The organism is Nitratireductor luteus, from assembly GCF_026162365.1.
Taxonomy (GTDB): Bacteria; Pseudomonadota; Alphaproteobacteria; order Rhizobiales; family Rhizobiaceae; genus Chelativorans; species Chelativorans luteus.
In genome coordinates this window covers 191,483-209,413 of sequence record NZ_JAOANW010000006.1, presented here as the reverse complement: position 1 = coordinate 209,413, position 17,931 = coordinate 191,483, and the positions used below count along the sequence as shown (strand labels likewise).

General features: G+C 61.8%; 19 protein-coding genes. 14 read left to right on the top strand and 5 right to left on the bottom strand.

Going from position 1 to position 17,931, the window contains the following annotated elements:
* Positions 1-39 precede the first annotated feature (39 nt).
* The 3 genes from N1058_RS09935 to N1058_RS09925 are packed head-to-tail and all read right to left on the bottom strand — an operon-like array spanning position 40 to position 3,394.
* The gene (locus tag N1058_RS09935; protein ID WP_338040657.1) at positions 40-990 is read right to left on the bottom strand and encodes a type II secretion system F family protein; all 951 of its coding nucleotides are present in this window, start codon (positions 988-990) and stop codon (positions 40-42) included.
* Between the two features lie 18 nt (positions 991-1,008).
* Complete coding sequence (locus tag N1058_RS09930) at positions 1,009-1,977, bottom strand: type II secretion system F family protein (protein WP_265517356.1); 969 nt, start codon at positions 1,975-1,977, stop codon at positions 1,009-1,011.
* A 10-nt stretch (positions 1,978-1,987) separates the two neighbouring features.
* Entirely contained in the window at positions 1,988-3,394 is a 1,407-nt protein-coding gene (locus N1058_RS09925) for a TadA family conjugal transfer-associated ATPase (RefSeq protein WP_265517355.1), read from the bottom strand.
* 659 nt (positions 3,395-4,053) lie between these two features.
* Here N1058_RS09925 and N1058_RS09920 point away from each other — a divergent pair.
* The 10 genes from N1058_RS09920 (at position 4,054) to N1058_RS09875 (ending at position 12,229) form a co-directional block, all read left to right on the top strand.
* Complete coding sequence (locus tag N1058_RS09920; protein WP_265517354.1) at positions 4,054-4,236, top strand: Flp family type IVb pilin; 183 nt, start codon at positions 4,054-4,056, stop codon at positions 4,234-4,236.
* Positions 4,237-4,328: 92 nt separating this feature from the next.
* The gene (cpaB, locus tag N1058_RS09915) at positions 4,329-5,372 is read left to right on the top strand and encodes a Flp pilus assembly protein CpaB (RefSeq protein ID WP_265517353.1); all 1,044 of its coding nucleotides are present in this window, start codon (positions 4,329-4,331) and stop codon (positions 5,370-5,372) included.
* Positions 5,373-5,433: 61 nt separating this feature from the next.
* Positions 5,434-6,858, top strand: a complete 1,425-nt coding sequence (locus tag N1058_RS09910; RefSeq protein ID WP_265517352.1) for a type II and III secretion system protein family protein — start codon at positions 5,434-5,436, stop codon at positions 6,856-6,858.
* The gene (locus N1058_RS09905) at positions 6,845-7,135 is read left to right on the top strand and encodes a hypothetical protein (protein WP_265517351.1); all 291 of its coding nucleotides are present in this window, start codon (positions 6,845-6,847) and stop codon (positions 7,133-7,135) included. Before N1058_RS09910 ends, N1058_RS09905 begins: the two co-directional genes overlap by 14 nt.
* Positions 7,136-7,311: 176 nt before the next feature.
* Complete coding sequence (locus N1058_RS09900; RefSeq protein WP_265517350.1) at positions 7,312-8,787, top strand: pilus assembly protein TadG-related protein; 1,476 nt, start codon at positions 7,312-7,314, stop codon at positions 8,785-8,787.
* Between the two features lie 4 nt (positions 8,788-8,791).
* Positions 8,792-9,304 (top strand): TadE/TadG family type IV pilus assembly protein, encoded by a 513-nt coding sequence (locus tag N1058_RS09895; protein WP_265517349.1) that lies wholly within the window; start codon positions 8,792-8,794, stop codon positions 9,302-9,304.
* Positions 9,279-9,923, top strand: a complete 645-nt coding sequence (locus N1058_RS09890; RefSeq protein WP_265517348.1) for a TadE/TadG family type IV pilus assembly protein — start codon at positions 9,279-9,281, stop codon at positions 9,921-9,923. Before N1058_RS09895 ends, N1058_RS09890 begins: the two co-directional genes overlap by 26 nt.
* Entirely contained in the window at positions 9,920-11,083 is a 1,164-nt protein-coding gene (locus tag N1058_RS09885; RefSeq protein ID WP_265517347.1) for a CpaE/TadZ family protein, read from the top strand. The genes N1058_RS09890 and N1058_RS09885 overlap by 4 nt, the downstream gene beginning before the upstream one ends.
* On the top strand, positions 11,067-11,669 hold the full coding sequence (locus tag N1058_RS09880) for a L,D-transpeptidase (RefSeq protein WP_265517346.1): 603 nt from the start codon (positions 11,067-11,069) through the stop codon (positions 11,667-11,669). Before N1058_RS09885 ends, N1058_RS09880 begins: the two co-directional genes overlap by 17 nt.
* Positions 11,666-12,229: a hypothetical protein gene (locus tag N1058_RS09875; protein WP_265517345.1), complete on the top strand. Its 564-nt coding sequence runs from the start codon at positions 11,666-11,668 to the stop codon at positions 12,227-12,229. The genes N1058_RS09880 and N1058_RS09875 overlap by 4 nt, the downstream gene beginning before the upstream one ends.
* A 108-nt stretch (positions 12,230-12,337) precedes the next feature.
* Here N1058_RS09875 and N1058_RS09870 read toward each other — a convergent pair whose 3' ends face one another.
* Entirely contained in the window at positions 12,338-12,778 is a 441-nt protein-coding gene (locus N1058_RS09870) for a hypothetical protein (protein WP_265517344.1), read from the bottom strand.
* 244 nt (positions 12,779-13,022) lie between these two features.
* Positions 13,023-13,415, bottom strand: coding sequence for a hypothetical protein (locus N1058_RS09865; protein WP_265517343.1), 393 nt, complete (start codon positions 13,413-13,415; stop codon positions 13,023-13,025).
* A 264-nt stretch (positions 13,416-13,679) separates the two neighbouring features.
* Here N1058_RS09865 and N1058_RS09860 point away from each other — a divergent pair, with 264 nt between their 5' ends.
* The 4 genes from N1058_RS09860 (at position 13,680) to N1058_RS09845 (ending at position 17,922) form a co-directional block, all read left to right on the top strand.
* Positions 13,680-14,627 (top strand): sugar-binding transcriptional regulator, encoded by a 948-nt coding sequence (locus tag N1058_RS09860; RefSeq protein ID WP_265517514.1) that lies wholly within the window; start codon positions 13,680-13,682, stop codon positions 14,625-14,627.
* 118 nt (positions 14,628-14,745) lie between these two features.
* On the top strand, positions 14,746-16,053 hold the full coding sequence (locus N1058_RS09855) for an ABC transporter substrate-binding protein (protein ID WP_265517342.1): 1,308 nt from the start codon (positions 14,746-14,748) through the stop codon (positions 16,051-16,053).
* A gap of 159 nt (positions 16,054-16,212) precedes the next feature.
* The gene (locus N1058_RS09850; protein WP_265517341.1) at positions 16,213-17,082 is read left to right on the top strand and encodes a carbohydrate ABC transporter permease; all 870 of its coding nucleotides are present in this window, start codon (positions 16,213-16,215) and stop codon (positions 17,080-17,082) included.
* Positions 17,083-17,091: 9 nt separating this feature from the next.
* Positions 17,092-17,922 carry a carbohydrate ABC transporter permease gene (locus N1058_RS09845; protein WP_265517340.1) on the top strand — a complete coding sequence of 277 codons (831 nt, stop codon included), beginning with the start codon at positions 17,092-17,094 and terminating at the stop codon, positions 17,920-17,922.
* The last annotated feature ends 9 nt before the right edge of the window (positions 17,923-17,931 follow it).

The following is a 17,931-nucleotide window of genomic DNA, read 5'->3' as shown; positions in this document are numbered from 1 at the left end:
CAAGAGGCCATTCTTGCCCCGTTTGCAGCCGATTCCCAGCTAGAAGAATATACCTTTCATTCGCAAAATGACAGGCAGCATCACGATCATCAGCACGACCGGAAACACACACAGGCCGAGCGGGATCACCATCTTTACCGGTAGCGAATTGGCCTTTTCCTCCGCCCGCAGGATGCGCTGGGTGCGCATTTCGTCGCTGTAGACGCGCAACGCATCGGTCAGGCTGGTGCCGAGCTCCTCCGACTGTCGGAAAAGCACGGCCAGCGAGCGGGCCTCGTCGATAGCGATGCGGTCGGAAAGGTCGCGCAGCGCGTCGCGCAACGGCTTTCCCGCCCGCATCTGCAGCGCCATGATGGAAAGCTGCACACCCAGCGCCTTGTGCGTTCCGGCCAGTTCGCTGCTTACCCGCTCCACGGCGGCTTCGAGGCTCATGCCGGCATCGGCGCAGGTGATCATCATATCCATGAAATCGGGAAAGCCGCGCCGGTACTGCTCCTTCTGGCGGTTCTCGAAACGGTCGAGGGCGATGGAAGGGATAACGAGACAGGCAAGGCCGAAGACCGCCGCCACGACAAAGGGAATGAAGCCCGGCAGGCCCGGCGGCAGGATCATCTGGAGCGGGATATAGGCGGCCAGAAAGCCCGCGACGACGAAGCCGATGCGCGTCAGCATGTAGTAGACCGGCGCCTTGGTGCTGTAGAAGCCGGCGCGGAAGAGCTTGGCCTCCAGCGGGTCGGGCTCGCCCTGTTCCTTTTCCAGCGCCTGGAAGTAGGCCTCCACCGGCCGCCGCGCCTTCAGCCTGACGAGCTCCGAACGGGCTTCCAGCGAGCGGCGGTTGATCGGGCTTTCCGTGACCAGCTCGCGGGTGACCCGCCGCCGCGTCTGGATCGCCGGCAGCATGAGGAAGGCGGCGAACAGGAAGAGCATCATGGCCGCTGCGAAGACGGCACCCAGCACCAGCGCTTCCGATTCAAAAATGGCTTCCAGCACGCTTGCCAACACCTCCCGTCAATAGTCGAAATTTACCATGCGATACATGATGAAATCACCCAGAAGCGCCCAGCCGCCGAAGATGACAAGGGTCGGCATGACCGCCGGATTGTCCCATATGTCGCCGTAATAGCTCGGTGTGATGAGCATCAGGAGACCGAACATGACCAGCGGGAAGCCGGAGATCATCCAGGCCGAGACGCGGCCCTCCGCCGAAAGAGCGCGGATCTTCAGCCGCATCTTCCAGCGCTCGCGCAGCACCTTGGAAAGATTGGCGAGGATCTCGGTCAGGTTGCCGCCGGTCTTGGCCTGGATCGACAGCGAGACGGCAAGCAGGTTGAGCCCTTCGAAGCCAACGCGCTCGGCGAGCTTCCTGACCGCCTGTTCCAGGCTCAGGCCGAAGGTGATCTCGTCGGAGACGATGCCGAATTCGGTGCCCAGCGGATCGGGCATCTCGCGCGACACGAGGCCAACGGCGACCGTGGTCGGATGGCCGGCCCGCAGCGACCGCACGATCATGTCCAGCGCGTCGGGAAGCTGACGCTCGAACCGGGTGATCCGCTTCTTGCGCTTGCGCTTCAGATGCAGCCAGGGCAGCGCGAAGGCGATGAAGAGGAAGGTGAGAAAAGAGAGGATGCTGGAGAAGGCGAAGATGCGCATGCCGAGGCCGGTAACGGCGCCGATCGCCGCGAAGACGGCCAAGAACGCGATCGGATTGCCGGTCACGCCGGACTGGGTGTAGAGCCGGTTGAGCGCCACGGCACCGAAGGCGAAGTCGCCGGTCTCGCTCAGACCCCGCTCGCGTAACAGGCCCTTCAACGTCTCCTCCGCCGGAGCGTCCTCGGCCAGCCGTTTCAGCCTCCGGTTGATGATGCCGCTCCTGGCGCGGCGCCTGGCGAAGCTGAGATAGAAGGCCTCGATGGCGAGGATGGCGGCGGCGGCAACCAGCACATAGACGACGTAGAGGAGTGTCTGGCCGGTCAGCATTTCCGCCCCCTCACAGAGGCACCTGAGGGTTGAAGGCGTCCTTGGCGAACTGCAGGCCCATCGTGGCAGCTTCCTGGGCGAAGCGTGGGCGGACGCCGGAGGCGCGGTAGTCGCCGATGATCTTGCCCTCCGGCGTGACGCCGCGGCGCACGAAATGATAGATTTCCTGGATCTGGATCACGCTGCCTTCCATGCCCGTCAGTTCCGCGATTGAGATGACGCGCCGGCCGCCATCGGAAAGCCGCTGCGTCTGCACGATCATGTCGATGGCGGAGGCGATCTGGCCGCGGATCGATTCCTGGCTCATCGGCATGCCGGCCATGCCGACCATCTGCTCCATGCGTGACAGCGCGTCGCGTGGCGTGTTGGCGTGGATCGTGGTCATGGAGCCCTCGTGGCCGGTATTCATGGCCTGCAGCATGTCGAAGGCCTCCTCGCCACGCACCTCGCCCACGATGATGCGGTCGGGCCGCATCCTGAGCGCGTTCTTGACCAGTTCGCGCTGGCGTACCTCGCCCTTCCCCTCGACATTGGGGGGGCGGGTCTCCAGCCGGCCGACATGCGGCTGCTGCAATTGCAACTCGGCCGCGTCCTCGATGGTGATCAGGCGCTCCAGCGGCGAGATATAGTTGGACAGCGCGTTGAGCAGCGTCGTCTTGCCGCTGCCGGTGCCCCCTGAAACCAGGATCGACTTGCGCGTCTGGACTGCAATCCGCAACAGATCGATCATTTGCGGGCGAATGGAGCCCAGTTCCACAAGCCGTTCCAGCGAATAAGGGTTGCGCGAGAACTTGCGGATGGAGACCAGCGGCCCGTCGATCGAGACCGGCCGCACGGCGACATTGACGCGTGAGCCGTCCTCCAGCCTCGCATCCACCATGGGATAGGATTCGTCGACACGCCGGCCGACGGCCGAGACGATCTTGTTGATGATGCGCAGAAGATGCGTCTCGTCGCGGAAGCGCACCGGAGTTTCTTCCAGCTTGCCGCGGCGCTCCACATACACGCTGCGATGCGTGTTGATGAGGATATCGGCAATCGAATCGTCTTTCAGGAGCGGCTCCAGCGGCCCCAGACCCAGCATCTCGTCCGCCGTGTCGCTGGTCAGCCTGTCGAGCTCGCGCGCATTGAGCGGCACGGCGGAGGTCCGCACGAAGTCGCGCACCACGGGGCGGATCTGGTCGAGGATCTGTTCCTTGGTCGCCGTCTCCATGACCGCCAGGTTGAAGCGCTCGATCAGGTGGCGGTGAAGCTCCACCTTGAGATCGAGCATGGCGTCGGTGTGGCTCTTCTGCTTCGCCACGCCGGCTTCGGAGATTACCGGCTCGGGCGGCCTCGGCGCTTCGGCAACGGGCTCGACATTCGGCTCGATGCGCGCCGGCGCTGCGACATTGCCTCTCGTGAACCGTCCGAGCATCTCGGTGGAGCCCCCTTGCCTCCATACAATCTAGCCGGTAGGGGCCGTCTTGTGCAAGACAACTTTAGAAAAAACGCCGTAACGACTTAATCTGCGCTCAATCGTCCCGTATCGGTAAAGTGAAATTTGGGATTGTCCTGAACTTTTATTTGATTTGTATGACTTTTGCTTTGCAACCTGCGGATGCGGCTCCATGCCTATGAGGCCCACCGCTGCTCGGTGGAAAAACTGCAATCTGCGCGTGGGTCAACGCATTCGAGACACGTAAAAGTATATATAGCATTTTACATCGGGAAGGCAAATAGGTGTTTTGTACTCAAGTTTCCAGTTCATTATGAGTTGCCACGAATACAAAAGAAAAGAAGATCGAATACCTCCAACTAGGTAGGTTATTTCTGTTTCTTACGAAAGTGGCGTAAAATTGGCATTGCCGTGAACGTTCGGTTAATGATCAAGAAAACAAATTGAAAACAAATGTTTAGCGCGAATCTGGGCACAATTCCGGGAGGCGTGAATGGGGCCGGAGATAGTTAAGGGTAAGTTAAGCTGATTGACTATTATATTAGCCGGCAGCAAGATTGCAGATGACGGGGGTGCTTGCCGGGGGATCGCCTCGACGCAGGTCTCGTCGAGTAAAAACCGAGTTGGGGTAAGTTGAGATGAAAAAGATCATGTCGATAGCCCGGCAGTTCCGCGACGACGAGAACGGCGCTGCCATGGTCGAATATACGATCCTGATAGGGCTCATCACCGCTTTGGTGATCGCCGCCGTGGTTGCAGTGGGAATCTGGGCGCAGGGTAAATGGGGCGCCTTGTGTACCGCTCTAGGCATCGTCTGCTGAGCAAGAGCATCAATTCAGGCCCGGGTGGATGCACCCGGGCCTGACAAACTAATCAACGCGAGTGTTGAGCGCTCGTGGGGCGGGGCATTAAGATGCGTGCGAATTCAATTATCATGGTCGTTCTGGCGGCCGTCTTCGGCATCGTCGCCGTCGTGCTCGCCAATGTGTGGCTCGACGGCCAGCGCAGCGCGTTCGCGAGCGGCGGGGGCGAGGAGACGCCGCAGGCGACTATTGTCGTGGCGGCCACCGCACTGAACTTCGGCGATACCCTGAATGCCGACAATCTGCGCGAGATCGCCTGGCCCGCCAATGCGGTTCCGCCCGGCACCTTCAGGACGCGCCAGGAACTGATCTCCGCCGAGGGCGGCCGCCAAGTGCTCACCGCCATGGCGGCCAACGAGCCGGTCCTTGAAAGCAGGATCACCGGGCCCGGTCAGCGCGCCACGCTCTCGGCTGTGCTGGCGGAAGGCATGCGCGCCGTCTCCATACGTGTCAACGACGTGCTCGGCGTGGCGGGCTTCGTGCTGCCCGGCGACCGGGTGGATGTGCTGCTTACGCGCAATGCCCGCAACAATGATGGCGATGATCAGCCGTTCGTCGACGTGCTTTTGCAGAGCATCAAGGTGCTCGCCGTCGATCAGCAGGCCGACGAGAAGAGGAACGACCCCACCGTGGTCAAGTCGGTGACGCTGGAGGTCAGCACCAAGGACGCGCAGAAGCTGACACTCGCCTCCGGCGTGGGGCAATTGTCGCTGGCGCTCAGGCAGGTCGCCTCTCCGGAAGGCCAGATCACCGACCGCATCACGCTGAACGACCTGATTGGCGATACGCCGGCCGATGTGGCTGCCCGGCAGGCCGAGCTCGCGCGCCAGCAGGCGCTGGAGGAAGCGCGCAAGCGCGCCGAGGCTGACATCGCCGGCATCAGGGAAGCTGTGGAAAGCGTCGGCAGCAGGCTCGAAACACGTATCGACACCGTTGAGAATGAGCTCAAGAGAGTGCAGCAGCCGGTGATTCGGGAAGAGCCGGAAGTGCGCGAGGTGGTACGGCTCATCGAAGCGGAACCGCCGAAACGTGTGTCAGTGAATGTGCATCGCGGCCTGGATAGGCAGGCCTATGACGTACCACGGCTGCGATAGCCGCGGTGCTGGAGGATTCCGCGTTGGTGGATGCGCGGATGACGAAGTGGGGACGGAACACATGCTGCATATCGGATCAAGGCGGTTCGCCGCCCTCGCAATGTTGGCCCTGGTTGCCGCATTGTGGGCAGGCTCAGGGGCTCACGCCGCCGACCGGCGCATCGACGTCTCCTCGCCGCGCGTCCATCGCATCTTCCTGCCCATCTCGCAGTCGCTGACGATCGAGGTGAACCAGACGCTGGGCGACATCGTGGTGGCGGACAACAACATCGCCGACGCCCAGCCTATGACCGACCGCACGCTCTACATCATCGCCAAGGGACCGGGCACGACCTCGGTCAACCTGTTCTCCGACGACCAGCGCTCGCTGGGCGTGGTGCAAGTGGAGGTGGGCGTCGATATCGAGGACATGACGCAGGCCATCCGCCAGATCGCGCCGCGTTCCAACATCACCGTCGGCACGGCCAACGGCCGCGTGCGGCTGGGCGGCACGGTCAAGGACGGCGCAACGCTCGCCAAGGTGCTGGACGTGGCCGCACAATACGGCCCAGAGAACGTCATCAATTCGGTGATGGTCGAGGACGGCCAGCAGGTGACGCTGGAGGTGCGCATCCTCGAAGTCTCGCGCAATGCCGGGCGCGAGCTGGGAGTTTCGATGGCGGCTTCGAGTGACGGATCAGATAAGGGGTTGCTTTCCGGCGCTGCCGCGGCCGGCGCGCTGTTCGCTACCGGTAATGCGCCTTTCGCTTCCCTGATTGCGCGGGTCATCGACGCCGGGGTTAATGTCGACATCCTTATCCGCGCGCTGGAGGACAAACGGCTGGCCCGCCGGTTGGCGGAGCCCAACCTGACGGCGCTTTCTGGCGAGACGGCGAGCTTCCTCGTGGGCGGCGAGGTGCCGATCCCGGTGGCGCGCGAGGACGACAAGATCACCATCGAGTTCAAGGAATATGGCGTCAAGCTCGCGTTCACGCCGATCGTGCTGGAAGACAGCAAGATCAATCTCCGCCTCAATCCGGAGGTGAGCGAGGTCGACCCGACGACGACGCTGCGCACGGCCGACATCGAGATCCCTGCCTTCGTGACCCGCAAGGCCTCCACCGTGATCGAGCTGCGCGATGGACAGAGCTTCGCGATCGCCGGCCTCTTGCAGTCGACCAACCGCAAGATCCAGAGCCAGGTGCCCTGGATCGGCCAGATACCCATCATCGGGGCGCTGTTCCGCTCTTCGAGCTTCATCAAGAACGAGACGGATCTCGTCATCATCGTTACGCCGCGCATCGTGCGTCCGGTGAAGCCCGGCGAGCAGCTGGCCACGCCCTTCGACAAGACGCGGCCGACCAACGATCCAGAATTCTTCCTGCTCGGCCAGCTCGAGGTGAGCAAGGACATGATCCGCAAGTACGAACTCGGCGACGGGGTGATCGGCCCCTACGGCCACATGCTCGACGTCAAGAAGGATGGGATGGTCTATGTCAAGAAATAGGCTGATACCGCTTGCCGCTTTGATCGGCCTCGCAGCCAGTCTTTCCGGCTGCGCCGACTATCTCAACCATTACGACACGGTGACGCTCGCCGCCGGCGACGTGCAGAAGTACAACATGATGCTGCAGACGACCAATGCGTTCAACCCGGCTTCGGAGGTGACGGAGATACCGAGCGACGGCAAGCGGGCGGCGGACGCGGTGGAGCGCTACAGGAAATCGCAGGAGCCGGGCCAGGCGCAGCCGCCGGCCAACATCACGTTCAATATCGGACAATGAATAAAGCTTAGTTCAAACAGCAGAATCACGAGGAAGGAAAAGGACGAGAGGGCAACAGGGCTTGAACAGGAACCCGGCGCGTGGGGACGATTTGCCGGGAGGAAGTCCTGATCAGGCGCAAAGAAAGGTTCGCGGCGCGTGTTGAGGGTTTGGCGCCGGGGCTTAGGACAACAGTAATGGGTGTGCTGCGTAGAGTATTCTTCAGATTCAGGCACGACGAGCGCGGCGTTGCGCTGATTCTCGTCTCCGTCATGCTGCCGGCCATCATCGGCTTCGCCCTGCTGGCACTCGACATGAGCCGCGCGGGCAACCTCCACAACGATCTGCAAAAGGGCGCCGACGCGTTTGCCATCGCGGCGGCCTATGAACTCGATGGACGCTCGGACTCGGTCGTCCGCGGCGACCGGGCGATCGCCAATCTGGTCGACAACACCTATCGTTTCTCCGACGCTGGCCCCGAGCAGACTCTCACCAATGCCGGCATCGTCCGGCGCTACCTGCGCAGCCTGCCGGCCAATGACAGCGATCCGATCGGTGCCGCCGATGTCATCGCGGACGAGGTGAACGATGCGGACGAAGCGCAGTTCGTCGAGGTCACAGTCAATCCGACCGGCTTCTCCGCGATCTTTCCAGCCTCCTTCCTGCCGGGAGGCGGGCAGAACAACTTCAATGTGAGCGCTGTTGCTGTGGCGGGCAACGCCGGAGGTGTCATCTGTGAAATGACACCTTTGTTTATCTGCAATCCGTTCCCCGGCCAGCCGTTCCACGAGGTCGTCAACGACGACAATTTCTACCGCAGGAGCATCAAGCTCGTGGTCGGCGGCACATCCTGGGGTCCGGGCAATTTCGGCTTCCTGCGGCCGGAAGATGCGCATGGCTATGGCGAGAACGAGTTGGCGGAGGATCTGGCGCGGGGCACCCTGCCCGAATGTGTCAGCAGGCGGCGTGTCTACACCCAGACCGGCAACCTGACGACAAAGGCCAAGGCGGGCTTCAATACGCGCTTCGACATGTACCACAATGGCGGCGGCTTCCCGTCGAACACGAATACGGCCTGGCCGCCCGCACCGAATGTGCGCAAGGGTTTCAGGTATCAGAACGCCAGCGCCAACGCCTGCAACATGGAATTGGCATCTGATCCGGCTCTATTCCAGCAACTGACGCCCGATACGGCCTTCACCGGCCAGATCGGCAACGGCGAGTGGGACTATGAGACCTATCTCGCGGCCAACAACTTCACCGCGACAGACATGGCCAATTTCACCGATGAGGATGGCAGCGCCTATTCGAATGCCAATCCTCCAAGCCGTTATGAGCTCTACAAGTATGAGATTTCGCAGGGATTGGTGCCGAGGGCATCGGTGGGTGACGCAAACGGAGGCGAAACCGGCGTTCCGGCTTGCCATTCCACGGTCGGCGACGAGGAGCGCCGCATGATCCATGCTGCCGTCCTGGAGTGCTCCGATCCCGACGTGCAGGCTCAGCTGCAGGGTCAGAGCGGCGCGCCGCCGGCCATCGGTTTTGCCAGCTTCTTCCTGACCGAAGCCGTCACCGCCGACGAGGTTCTGGCCGAGATCGTCGACATCGACGGTATCCAGGGCCGGGGAACGCTGACGAACTTCGTGCGCGAAGAAGTGCAGCTCTACAGGTGATGTGATGCAGCGCGCGCTCCATGCACTTCTCAAGAAATTCCGCGGCGACGAGCGCGGCCAGGTCCTCATCGAAATGACGCTGATCACGCCATTGATGATCGCACTTTCCGCCGGTGTCTTCGAATTCAGCAATGTCATCTATCGCAAGCTGCTGATCGAGGCCGGCCTGCGCGATGCCGCCCGCTACTATGCGCGCTGCAACGAGCCGCTCTTCACCGAAGCAGGCCTGGCCATCAATTGCGGGACCAATGCTGCGAACATCGCGCTCTACGGCACAATCACCGCCGGCACCCTGCGCCTGTCCGACTGGTCCGGTCCCGTCATAATCGCAACCTACACCACCGCGAACAACGTCGATCCGGGCACCGGCCTTCAGGACTATCGTTCCTCGGGCGATGTAGACACGGTTCGCCTCACCACATCCTACAACTATGCCGGCACCTCCCTTCTCAGCTATCTCGGCATCGGTCCGATCACGCTGACCGCTTCCCATGAAGAACGCGTCGTGGGGTGGTGAGATGACGCTGTTCCAGCACTTTCTCAGGGATCAGAGCGGCGCGACGATGGTCGAGATGACCATCAGCATCGTGCTCTTGCTTGTGCTGACGCTCGGTTTCGTCGATTTCGGCTACGCATTCTACCAGTGGAATGCCGCCAACAAGGCCGTGCAGGTCGGCGCGCGCATGGCCTCGATTTCCGATCCGGTGGCGCCCCAGATTGCAAGTGCCGGGCCTGCGACGACGCCGGGGGATCCCATACCGCCGGGCAGCTACGACTATATCTGCGATGGCGCCACGAGCGCCTGCACTTCCTCCGGCACGTTTACGCCCGCCAACTTCAACCGCATCTTCTTTGGCGACGATCTGAACACGTGCGGACAGGGATCGACCGGCCGACCGGGTATGTGCGATTTCTTTCCGCGCCTTCAGCCAGCCAACGTGGTCATCCGCTATACCGCTTCGGGGCTGGGTTATCAGACGCGTCCCGGTGGTGCCGTGCCGACGATCACGGTCAGTCTCCAGAATCTCACCTTCCAGTTCTTCTTCCTCGGCGGCCTGCTCGGTTTCAACAACGTCAACATGCCCTCCATGCTCAGCACGGTGACGGGCGAAGATATGAGAGGCGTCTACCCATGAACGCCATTAACCAGAAAGTCCTGCCCACACGGCGCAAGCGCATCGCGCTTTTCTCGTCGGACCAGAAGTTCCGCAGCGAGGTCGCCCAGCGGCTCGACGCGCTCGCGATCTACGAGGTGCAGGTAGCCGACGCCCGGGAGTTCCTGCGCGGCGCACCTGGCGATCTCAGGCCGAGCGTCATCATCCTCGACGTGGGCGAGGGGGAGATGCTGGGCGACCCGTCGATCACCGCTGTGCGCTCCTCCTGGGGCGCCGTGCCGCTCATTGCCGTTTCGGCGGAGTTGAAGCCCGAACAAATGCGCAATCTTGTGCGTATTAACGCCTCGGACTGGCTGAAGAAGCCGTTCGACGGCAAAGATCTGTTGAATGCGGTGACCTTCCACGACAGCGGCGACCAGGCGGTGAAAAGCCGCATCATCACCTTCATCGGCGCCTCGGGTGGCGCCGGCGCGACGACGCTCGCGCTTGCGGCAGCCGACTATTTTGCAGGCAGTTCACCCGGCAAGGCGGAGGACACCTGCCTGGTCGACCTCGACTTCCAGAGCGCCTGCTGCAGCGCCTACCTCAACCTCTCCAACGAGTTCGATCTTGAGGCCATCGTCAGCCATCCGGAGCGGCTGGATGTCGAATTGATGGACGTCATCAAGCTGTCGCGCAAGCCGGGCTTTACGCTCTATTCCTTCGAGCGGCCGGGCCTTCCCTACGAGCCGACCGGCGCCGACTTCGTCTTCCGGCTGCTCGACCTCGTTGCCTACCGGTTCGAGGAGGTGATCATCGACCTGCCGAACCTGGAGACGCCCTGGCACAATTCGGTGCTTTCGACCAGCGATGAGATCTTCATCGTTTTCGAGCTCAACATCGCCTCCCTTCGCCTGGCGAAGCGCCTGCACAGGAAGGTGCGCGAGTTGCGCGGCAATTCAGCCAGCATCACCCTCATCGCCAACAAGCACAAGCGCAAGCTCTTCGGCAACCATTTCTCGCAAAGGGAACTCGAGAAAGTATTCAAGGCACCGAACATCCGTTCGGTGGCGCTCGACGGTGCACTTTTGACCGACGCGCTGAACCGCGCCATGCTGCCCACGGAGGTGCACGCGCGGGCGCGTTTCAACAAGGATCTGAAGAATATTTTCCGGGAGCGGCTGCATGCAAAGACCAATTGACGCGCTGCCATGGATGCGGCTTTTGTCGGTGCTCGCGCTGGTGCTCGGCGTCCTTACCGCCGCGCCGCTCTCCCATGCGCAGGGCAGCATCCAGTGGGTCTCGCAGCAAAAGCGGCCACCTCTGCCGTCCATGGGGCCGAGCCTGCGTCGTCAGGTGACGTTCGCCACGCAGGAAACACCCGGGACGATCCTTATTCGCAAGGACGAGAGGGCGCTCTATCTGGTGACCGGCAGGGATACGGCACTCAGATACGACATCAGCGTCGGGCGAGAAGGCTTCGGCTGGACCGGAGTGGTCAAGGTCGGCGCCAAGAAGGTGTGGCCCGAATGGCGCCCGCCGACGGAAATGCGTAAACGCCAACCCGGCCTGCCCGACTATGTGCCGGCCGGTCCCTACAATCCGCTTGGCGCCCGCGCGCTCTACTTGCACGATAACGGCCGGGACACGCTCTACCGTATCCACGGCACGAACGACCCGGACGGCGTCGGATTCGACGGCACCTCGGGCTGTTTCCGACTCACCAATACCGATATCGTCGACCTTTATGAGCGCGTTTCCATAGGTGCCAAGGTGATGGTGCAATGACCGAGATCCACACACTGACGGGTCTGCCCGCCGAAGACCGGGGTCCTCGTCACGTGCAGGCCGGTGGCAGAAATCCGCTGTTCGTGGCGCTGACCATCTCCACGGTCATCCTGACGGTCATGAATCTCGCTGCCGCCGTCTATCTCCTCAAGGCGGCTGGCGAGGTGAGGACGGTTGAGCAGCGGCTGGCCGAGCTCGCCGAGGTCGAATCCCGTATCAAGGCACGTCTCGAAGGGATGAATAACGGTCTGCAGAACCAGTTCGACGAGCAGAACGCCACGCTGCAGGTGCGGTTCGACGATATCGAGCGTGCATTCTCCGCTTTGGACAAGAGCCTTGCCGACATGCGCCGTGCCGAAGTCTGGGCCCCGCCGCCGGCCGATCCGGCATCGGCTCTGATGATGCCGCCGATGGAAGAGGCAGGGGTGGAAGCCCCCGCTGCCATAGCCCGCCCGCCCGCGGCAAAGAAGCCGGCCGCCCGGCCTGCGCCGGAGGCAAGTGCCGCATATCAGCGTTTCGAATCGACCGATGGCAAGGTCTATTATCGCAAGATCAGATAGCGCGGCAGGGAACGAACATCCCGCATCGTTTGGGCAGGAGGGCCGGCAAGGCAGAGGTCATATGTCAGGCGTCTCCCCGGCTATGAACCGGGGAACGCATGGTATTGTTCAGCCGTCGATGGCGGACGGTTCGGCATCAACGTCTTTCGGGTCGACAACGGAGGCTTCAGGCATGACCATGCGCTCCGGAAGATCTTCCATGGCAACAAGGCGCTCGGCGCAGATATCCGCTGCTCCAGCAACCTGCTCGTTGTCTGGAAGGGCCGTCAACGTTATCCAGCCCGCTTCCTCGATGAGATTGTCGCGCTGCCAGGAACTGGCTTCTTTGAGATCGGCCTGGTCGCTGGCCGCGTCGGCGCTGGCGATGAAGCGCTCGACACAGATCGACGCGACTATCTGCTCGCGGGCATCCTGCGCGGCATGCGCGGCAATGCCCTCTGCGGTGCCGCCGGTCACCCAGCCGCCCCATGTAAATCCAAGGATCGCAAGCGCAAAGGCGCCGCCTGCCGCGCCAAAAATGGCGGGTTTAGTCCATTCGGGAATGTTCATTATGTGTCCAATCAATGTGTGAGGACAGACGCGCAGGATCGCGCGCAGGTGAAACATTGTAACACCAAGTGTAACCGATAGCAAAACTTCGTGAATAACGCCAAAACGATGACACTTCCTCTAGTGCAAACGTGATGGGAGTTGCACATTATATATGGGTTTTGTGCAGGATGCTACATGAAGGATGGAGCGAGGAAGCGCGCCAGGGACAGGAAGCACCCGTTGGCGGCACGCTGTCTCAGCATCAGCGAGTGTAAATCGTGATTAGCCCCTCGCCGTCCATCGTCGCTGCGACCACGTTCCTTACCTCGACCGAGCGGCGGCTGAGTTCCTGCATGATTGACTCGTTGCCGACAATCGCAGTCTGCACCATCGCCCAACTGTCGTCAGTTCTGCTCAGGGCTTCCTCGAGCGCTTGATACTCGTCACTCGACTTGAAGGCGCTCAGGTCCACGACATTAAGACGAACATAGGATTCGGCCGTCCGAATCTCGTTCGCGCTCATATCGTTAGCCTCGAGTGCGGCTATGACTTCTTGAACATTCACTTCATGATCGGCCAAGTCACTCCCATGCGCAATCGCCGGCGGGCTTCCGCATGCGATCAACGAGGTAAGCCAGATAGCACTCGTTTTCATCGCAACTCCTTGACGACAGGGACGCTGTAGCAAAGTCAATGTTGCATACGGCGCGGTCGCTGTCACCGCACCACGTCGGACGGAAGGTCCGGGGGCGGCGATGACAGCGCGGCCCATCAGTGTTGGTTCGGGTCTGCCGACGCACGAATCGCAGCAATGTGTCGTTGCTACGGATTTACGTCTCCCGGTCGCAAGGGCTATGGACCGGCTGCATCGATGGCGGATACTGTCGCGGATCGTGGCGATAAGGAGTGGTGCGGAACGATGGCAGTGCGGGAGAGTCGGTTGGATGATGCGGCCAGGGCCGGCTGGCTTTACTATGTTGCCGGCAATACTCAGGACCAGATTGCGGCCAAGCTCGGCGTATCGCGCCAGTCGGCGCAGCGGCTCGTTTCGCTCGCCGTTTCCGAGGGGCTGGTGCGCGTGCGTATCGACCACCCCATCGCAAGCTGCATGGAGCTCGCCCGCCGGCTGAAGCAGCGTTTCTGCCTGCAGTTTGCCGAAGTGGTCCCGAGCGATCCATCTTCGACCTCGACCACGACCGGTATTGCCGAAGCAACTGCGGCCGAGATCGAGCGGCGCCTGCAATCGCCCGAACCGATCGTCATGGCAATCGGCACGGGCCGCACGCTGAAGGCGGCGATCGAGCAGTTGCCATCCATGGAGTGCCCCCAACACCGCATCGTCTCGCTGACGGGCAACATCGCCCCCGACGGTTCGGCCGCTTTTTACAATGTCATCTTCACCATGGCTGACACGGTCAAGGCGCGCAGTTTCCCCATGCCCCTACCGGTCATTGCCTCGTCGCCGGCGGAGCGCAAGCTTCTGCATGATCAACCCATGATCCACTCGACGCTTGCGTTGTCCGCGCAGGCTGACGTGACTTTCGTCGGCATTGGCGATCTGGGCCCCAGCGCGCCGATTTTCGAAGACGGGTTCATCTCACGGGACGAACTCACAGCCCTGCAGGAAGCGGGCGCCGTGGGCGAGATCGTCGGCTGGGCCTTCGATGCCGACGGGATGCTGGTCAAAGGCATCACCAACGAGCGGGTGGCGAGTGCGCCAATACCGTCGAGCGACACTTCTCTCGTCATCGCCGCCGCCATGGGACCACGAAAACTCCCCGGCATTGCCGCAGCCGTCAAGCGCCACATCGTCAACGGCCTGATCACCGACGAACGCACCGCATCGGCGCTTCTCAACGGAGTCTGATTTTCCACTTTGACCTCGCTTTTTGCTGCGCCGCAGCAAGGGAGCAGGGTTGACTCATTCCAAAAATGGGTATTTGCTCACTAACATAGCAAATGCTCATTACTTTGGGAGGAGTATCATGAAGGTGAAGCGACTTGCTCTTGCTGCGTGTTCGGCGCTCGCAATCGCCGCGCATGCGCAGGCGGAAACACTGACCATTGCCACCGTTAACAATGGCGACATGATCCGCATGCAGAAGCTGTCTGATGCGTTCACGGAGCAGAATCCCGACATTGACCTCGAATGGGTGACGCTGGAGGAAAACGTTCTGCGCCAGCGCGTGACCACCGACATAGCCACCAAGGGCGGCCAATACGACATCATGACCATCGGCACCTATGAAGTGCCGATCTGGGCCAAACAGGAATGGCTGGTGCCGCTCGATTTCGGCGCGGATTACGACGTCGACGATCTATTGCCGGCGATCCGAGCCGGGCTCTCGCAGGACGGCACGCTCTATGCAGCGCCGTTCTACGGTGAAAGCTCGTTCGTCATGTACCGGAAGGACCTCTTCGAGGACGCCGGCCTGGAAATGCCCGAAGCGCCAACCTGGGACTTCATCGCGGAGGCAGCGCGCAAGATCACCGACAAGGAGAATGAGATTTACGGCATCTGCCTGCGCGGCAAGGCAGGCTGGGGCGAGAACATGGCCTTCCTGACGGCGATGGCCAATTCGTTTGGCGCGCGCTGGTTCGACATGGAGTGGAAGCCGCAGTTCGATCAGCCGGAGTGGAAGGAGGCGTTGCAATTCTACGTCGATCTCATGAACGATGCAGGACCGCCCGGAGCCTCCTCCAACGGCTTCAACGAGAACCTTGCGCTGTTCCAGACCGGCAAGTGCGGCATGTGGATCGATGCCACGGTCGCGGCCTCCTTCGTGACCAATCCGGAAGAGAGCCAGGTGGCCGACAAGGTCGGCTTCGCTCTGGCTCCGGACAAAGGGCTGGGCAAGCGCGGCAACTGGCTGTGGGCGTGGTCGCTTGCCATTCCAGCGGGCTCGCAGAAGATCGATGCGGCCAAAAAGTTCATCGCCTGGGCGACGGGCAAGGACTATGCCGCGCTCGTGGCGGACAAGGAGGGCTGGGCCAACGTGCCGCCCGGTACGCGCACCTCGCTCTACGAGAACCCGGCCTATCAGGAAGCCGCGCCCTTCGCCGAGCTGACGCTCAAGTCGATTCAGGCGGCTGACCCCACGCATCCCACGGTCGAAGAAGTTCCCTATGTCGGCGTGCAATTCGTGGCGATCCCCGAATTCCAGGGCATCGGTACCGCAGTCGGGCAACAGTTCTCGGCGGCGCTCGCCGGCCAGTCGACGGTCGATCAGGCCCTGTCCAATGCACAGACGCTTGCCGAGCGCGAGATGATGAAGGCCGGCTACACCAAGTAGCCGTCCGTCTCCCGGAGCCGGGCCCCCTGTTTCCTCCCAGGTGGCGCGGCTCCGGCCGCCTTGCAGTATATCCCGCGGTCGATCGAAATCGGCGAAGGGTTGGCAAACGGGGTACCTTGCGGGGCCTGACTCCCATCCATCACAACGAAGGTGCAAATCATGGCGACATTGCAGACACGCGCCAGCGCTCGGCTGATGATGACGCCGGCTGTCGTCCTGCTGCTTTTGTGGATGGCCGTGCCTCTGGCGATGACCCTCTACTTCTCGATGCTGCGCTACAACCTTCTGATGCCCGGTATGGAGGAATGGGCGGGTACGCTGAACTACCGCTTCTTCCTGACCGATCCCGCCTTCTTCACGGCCCTTGCAAACACCCTGCTTCTGGTTGGAGGCGTTCTGCTAATCAGCGTCGGCGGCGGCATCATGATGGCGCTGCTCCTCGACCAGCCGTTCTTCGGCCAGGGCCTGGTAAGGCTGATGGTCATCGCACCCTTCTTCGTAATGCCCACGGTCTCGGCACTCGTGTGGAAGAACATGCTGATGCACCCGGTCAACGGGCTGTTCGCGTGGATTTCCCGCACCTTCGGTCTGCAACCGGTCGACTGGTTCGCCGAGGCGCCGCTGCTGTCGATCGTTCTCATCGTCTCCTGGCAATGGCTGCCCTTCGCGACGCTGATCCTGCTCACCGCGCTCCAGTCGCTCGACAGCGAACAGAAAGAGGCGGCTGAGATGGACGGGGCCGGTAGCGTCTCGCGCTTCATCCATATCGTGCTTCCGCATATGGCACGCGCCATCACCGTGGTCGTTTTGATCGAGACGATCTTCCTGCTTTCCGTCTTCGCTGAAATCCTCGTCACGACAAACGGCGGGCCGGGCATACAGACGACGACGATCACCTATCTCGTCTATGTTCAGGCGCTGTTGCAGTTCGACGTGGGCGCGGCTTCGGCCGGCGGCATCGTCGCCGTGGTGCTCGCCAACATCGTTGCGATTTTCCTCATCCGCCTCATCGGCAAGAACCTGGATTAGGAGGGCACGATGGCACGCGCAGTTCCGACCCGTACCAAACTCGGCTTCACCATCCTCGGCTGGCTCGTCGGCTTCCTCATCTTCTTTCCAATCCTGTGGACAGTGCTGACGAGCTTCAAGACCGAGGGCACGGCCATCGCGACACCGCCGCAATTCCTGTTCTTCGCCTGGACGGCGGAGAATTATATCGAGGTGAACGCCCGCTCCGACTATTTCAAGCACTTCGCCAATTCGGTGATCATTTCGGTGGGGTCGACGCTTCTCGGCCTGCTGATAGCCATTCCGGCCGCCTGGGCCATGGCCTTCTCGCCGACCAAGCGCACCAAGGATGTGCTGTTGTGGATGCTTTCGACCAAGATGCTGCCGGCGGTCGGCGTCCTGGTGCCGATTTATCTGCTTTTCCGGGACAGCGGGCTTCTGGACACGCGGCTCGGCCTCACGGTCGTGCTTACCATGACCAACCTGCCGATCATCGTTTGGATGCTCTATACTTATTTCCGCGAGATCCCGGGCGACATCTTGGAAGCCGCGCGCATGGACGGGGCGTCGCTGGCCAAGGAGATCGTCTATGTGCTGACGCCGATGGCCGTTCCGGGCATCGCCTCGACACTGCTTCTCAACATCATCCTGGCCTGGAACGAAGCGTTCTGGACGCTCAACCTGACCGCGGCCAAGGCCGCGCCGCTGACTGCCTTCATCGCTTCCTATTCGAGCCCGGAAGGGCTGTTCTGGGCCAAGCTTTCGGCCGCCTCGACACTGGCCATCGCGCCGATCCTCATCCTCGGCTGGTTCTCCCAGCGGCAACTCGTGCGCGGGCTCACCTTCGGCGCCGTCAAATAAGGAATCACG

Coding starts and splice junctions, on each gene's coding strand:
- N1058_RS09875 (WP_265517345.1), top strand. CDS start 11,666: ATGACCGAGATCCACACACTGACGGGTCTGCCCGCCGAAGACCGGGGT.
- cpaB (WP_265517353.1), top strand. CDS start 4,329: ATGCGTGCGAATTCAATTATCATGGTCGTTCTGGCGGCCGTCTTCGGC.
- N1058_RS09930 (WP_265517356.1), bottom strand. CDS start 1,977: ATGCTGACCGGCCAGACACTCCTCTACGTCGTCTATGTGCTGGTTGCC.
- N1058_RS09905 (WP_265517351.1), top strand. CDS start 6,845: ATGTCAAGAAATAGGCTGATACCGCTTGCCGCTTTGATCGGCCTCGCA.
- N1058_RS09910 (WP_265517352.1), top strand. CDS start 5,434: ATGCTGCATATCGGATCAAGGCGGTTCGCCGCCCTCGCAATGTTGGCC.
- N1058_RS09920 (WP_265517354.1), top strand. CDS start 4,054: ATGAAAAAGATCATGTCGATAGCCCGGCAGTTCCGCGACGACGAGAAC.
- N1058_RS09845 (WP_265517340.1), top strand. CDS start 17,092: ATGGCACGCGCAGTTCCGACCCGTACCAAACTCGGCTTCACCATCCTC.
- N1058_RS09925 (WP_265517355.1), bottom strand. CDS start 3,394: ATGCTCGGACGGTTCACGAGAGGCAATGTCGCAGCGCCGGCGCGCATC.
- N1058_RS09890 (WP_265517348.1), top strand. CDS start 9,279: ATGAAGAACGCGTCGTGGGGTGGTGAGATGACGCTGTTCCAGCACTTT.
- N1058_RS09870 (WP_265517344.1), bottom strand. CDS start 12,778: ATGAACATTCCCGAATGGACTAAACCCGCCATTTTTGGCGCGGCAGGC.
- N1058_RS09850 (WP_265517341.1), top strand. CDS start 16,213: ATGGCGACATTGCAGACACGCGCCAGCGCTCGGCTGATGATGACGCCG.
- N1058_RS09865 (WP_265517343.1), bottom strand. CDS start 13,415: ATGAAAACGAGTGCTATCTGGCTTACCTCGTTGATCGCATGCGGAAGC.
- N1058_RS09895 (WP_265517349.1), top strand. CDS start 8,792: ATGCAGCGCGCGCTCCATGCACTTCTCAAGAAATTCCGCGGCGACGAG.
- N1058_RS09900 (WP_265517350.1), top strand. CDS start 7,312: ATGGGTGTGCTGCGTAGAGTATTCTTCAGATTCAGGCACGACGAGCGC.
- N1058_RS09855 (WP_265517342.1), top strand. CDS start 14,746: ATGAAGGTGAAGCGACTTGCTCTTGCTGCGTGTTCGGCGCTCGCAATC.
- N1058_RS09880 (WP_265517346.1), top strand. CDS start 11,067: ATGCAAAGACCAATTGACGCGCTGCCATGGATGCGGCTTTTGTCGGTG.
- N1058_RS09860 (WP_265517514.1), top strand. CDS start 13,680: ATGGCAGTGCGGGAGAGTCGGTTGGATGATGCGGCCAGGGCCGGCTGG.
- N1058_RS09885 (WP_265517347.1), top strand. CDS start 9,920: ATGAACGCCATTAACCAGAAAGTCCTGCCCACACGGCGCAAGCGCATC.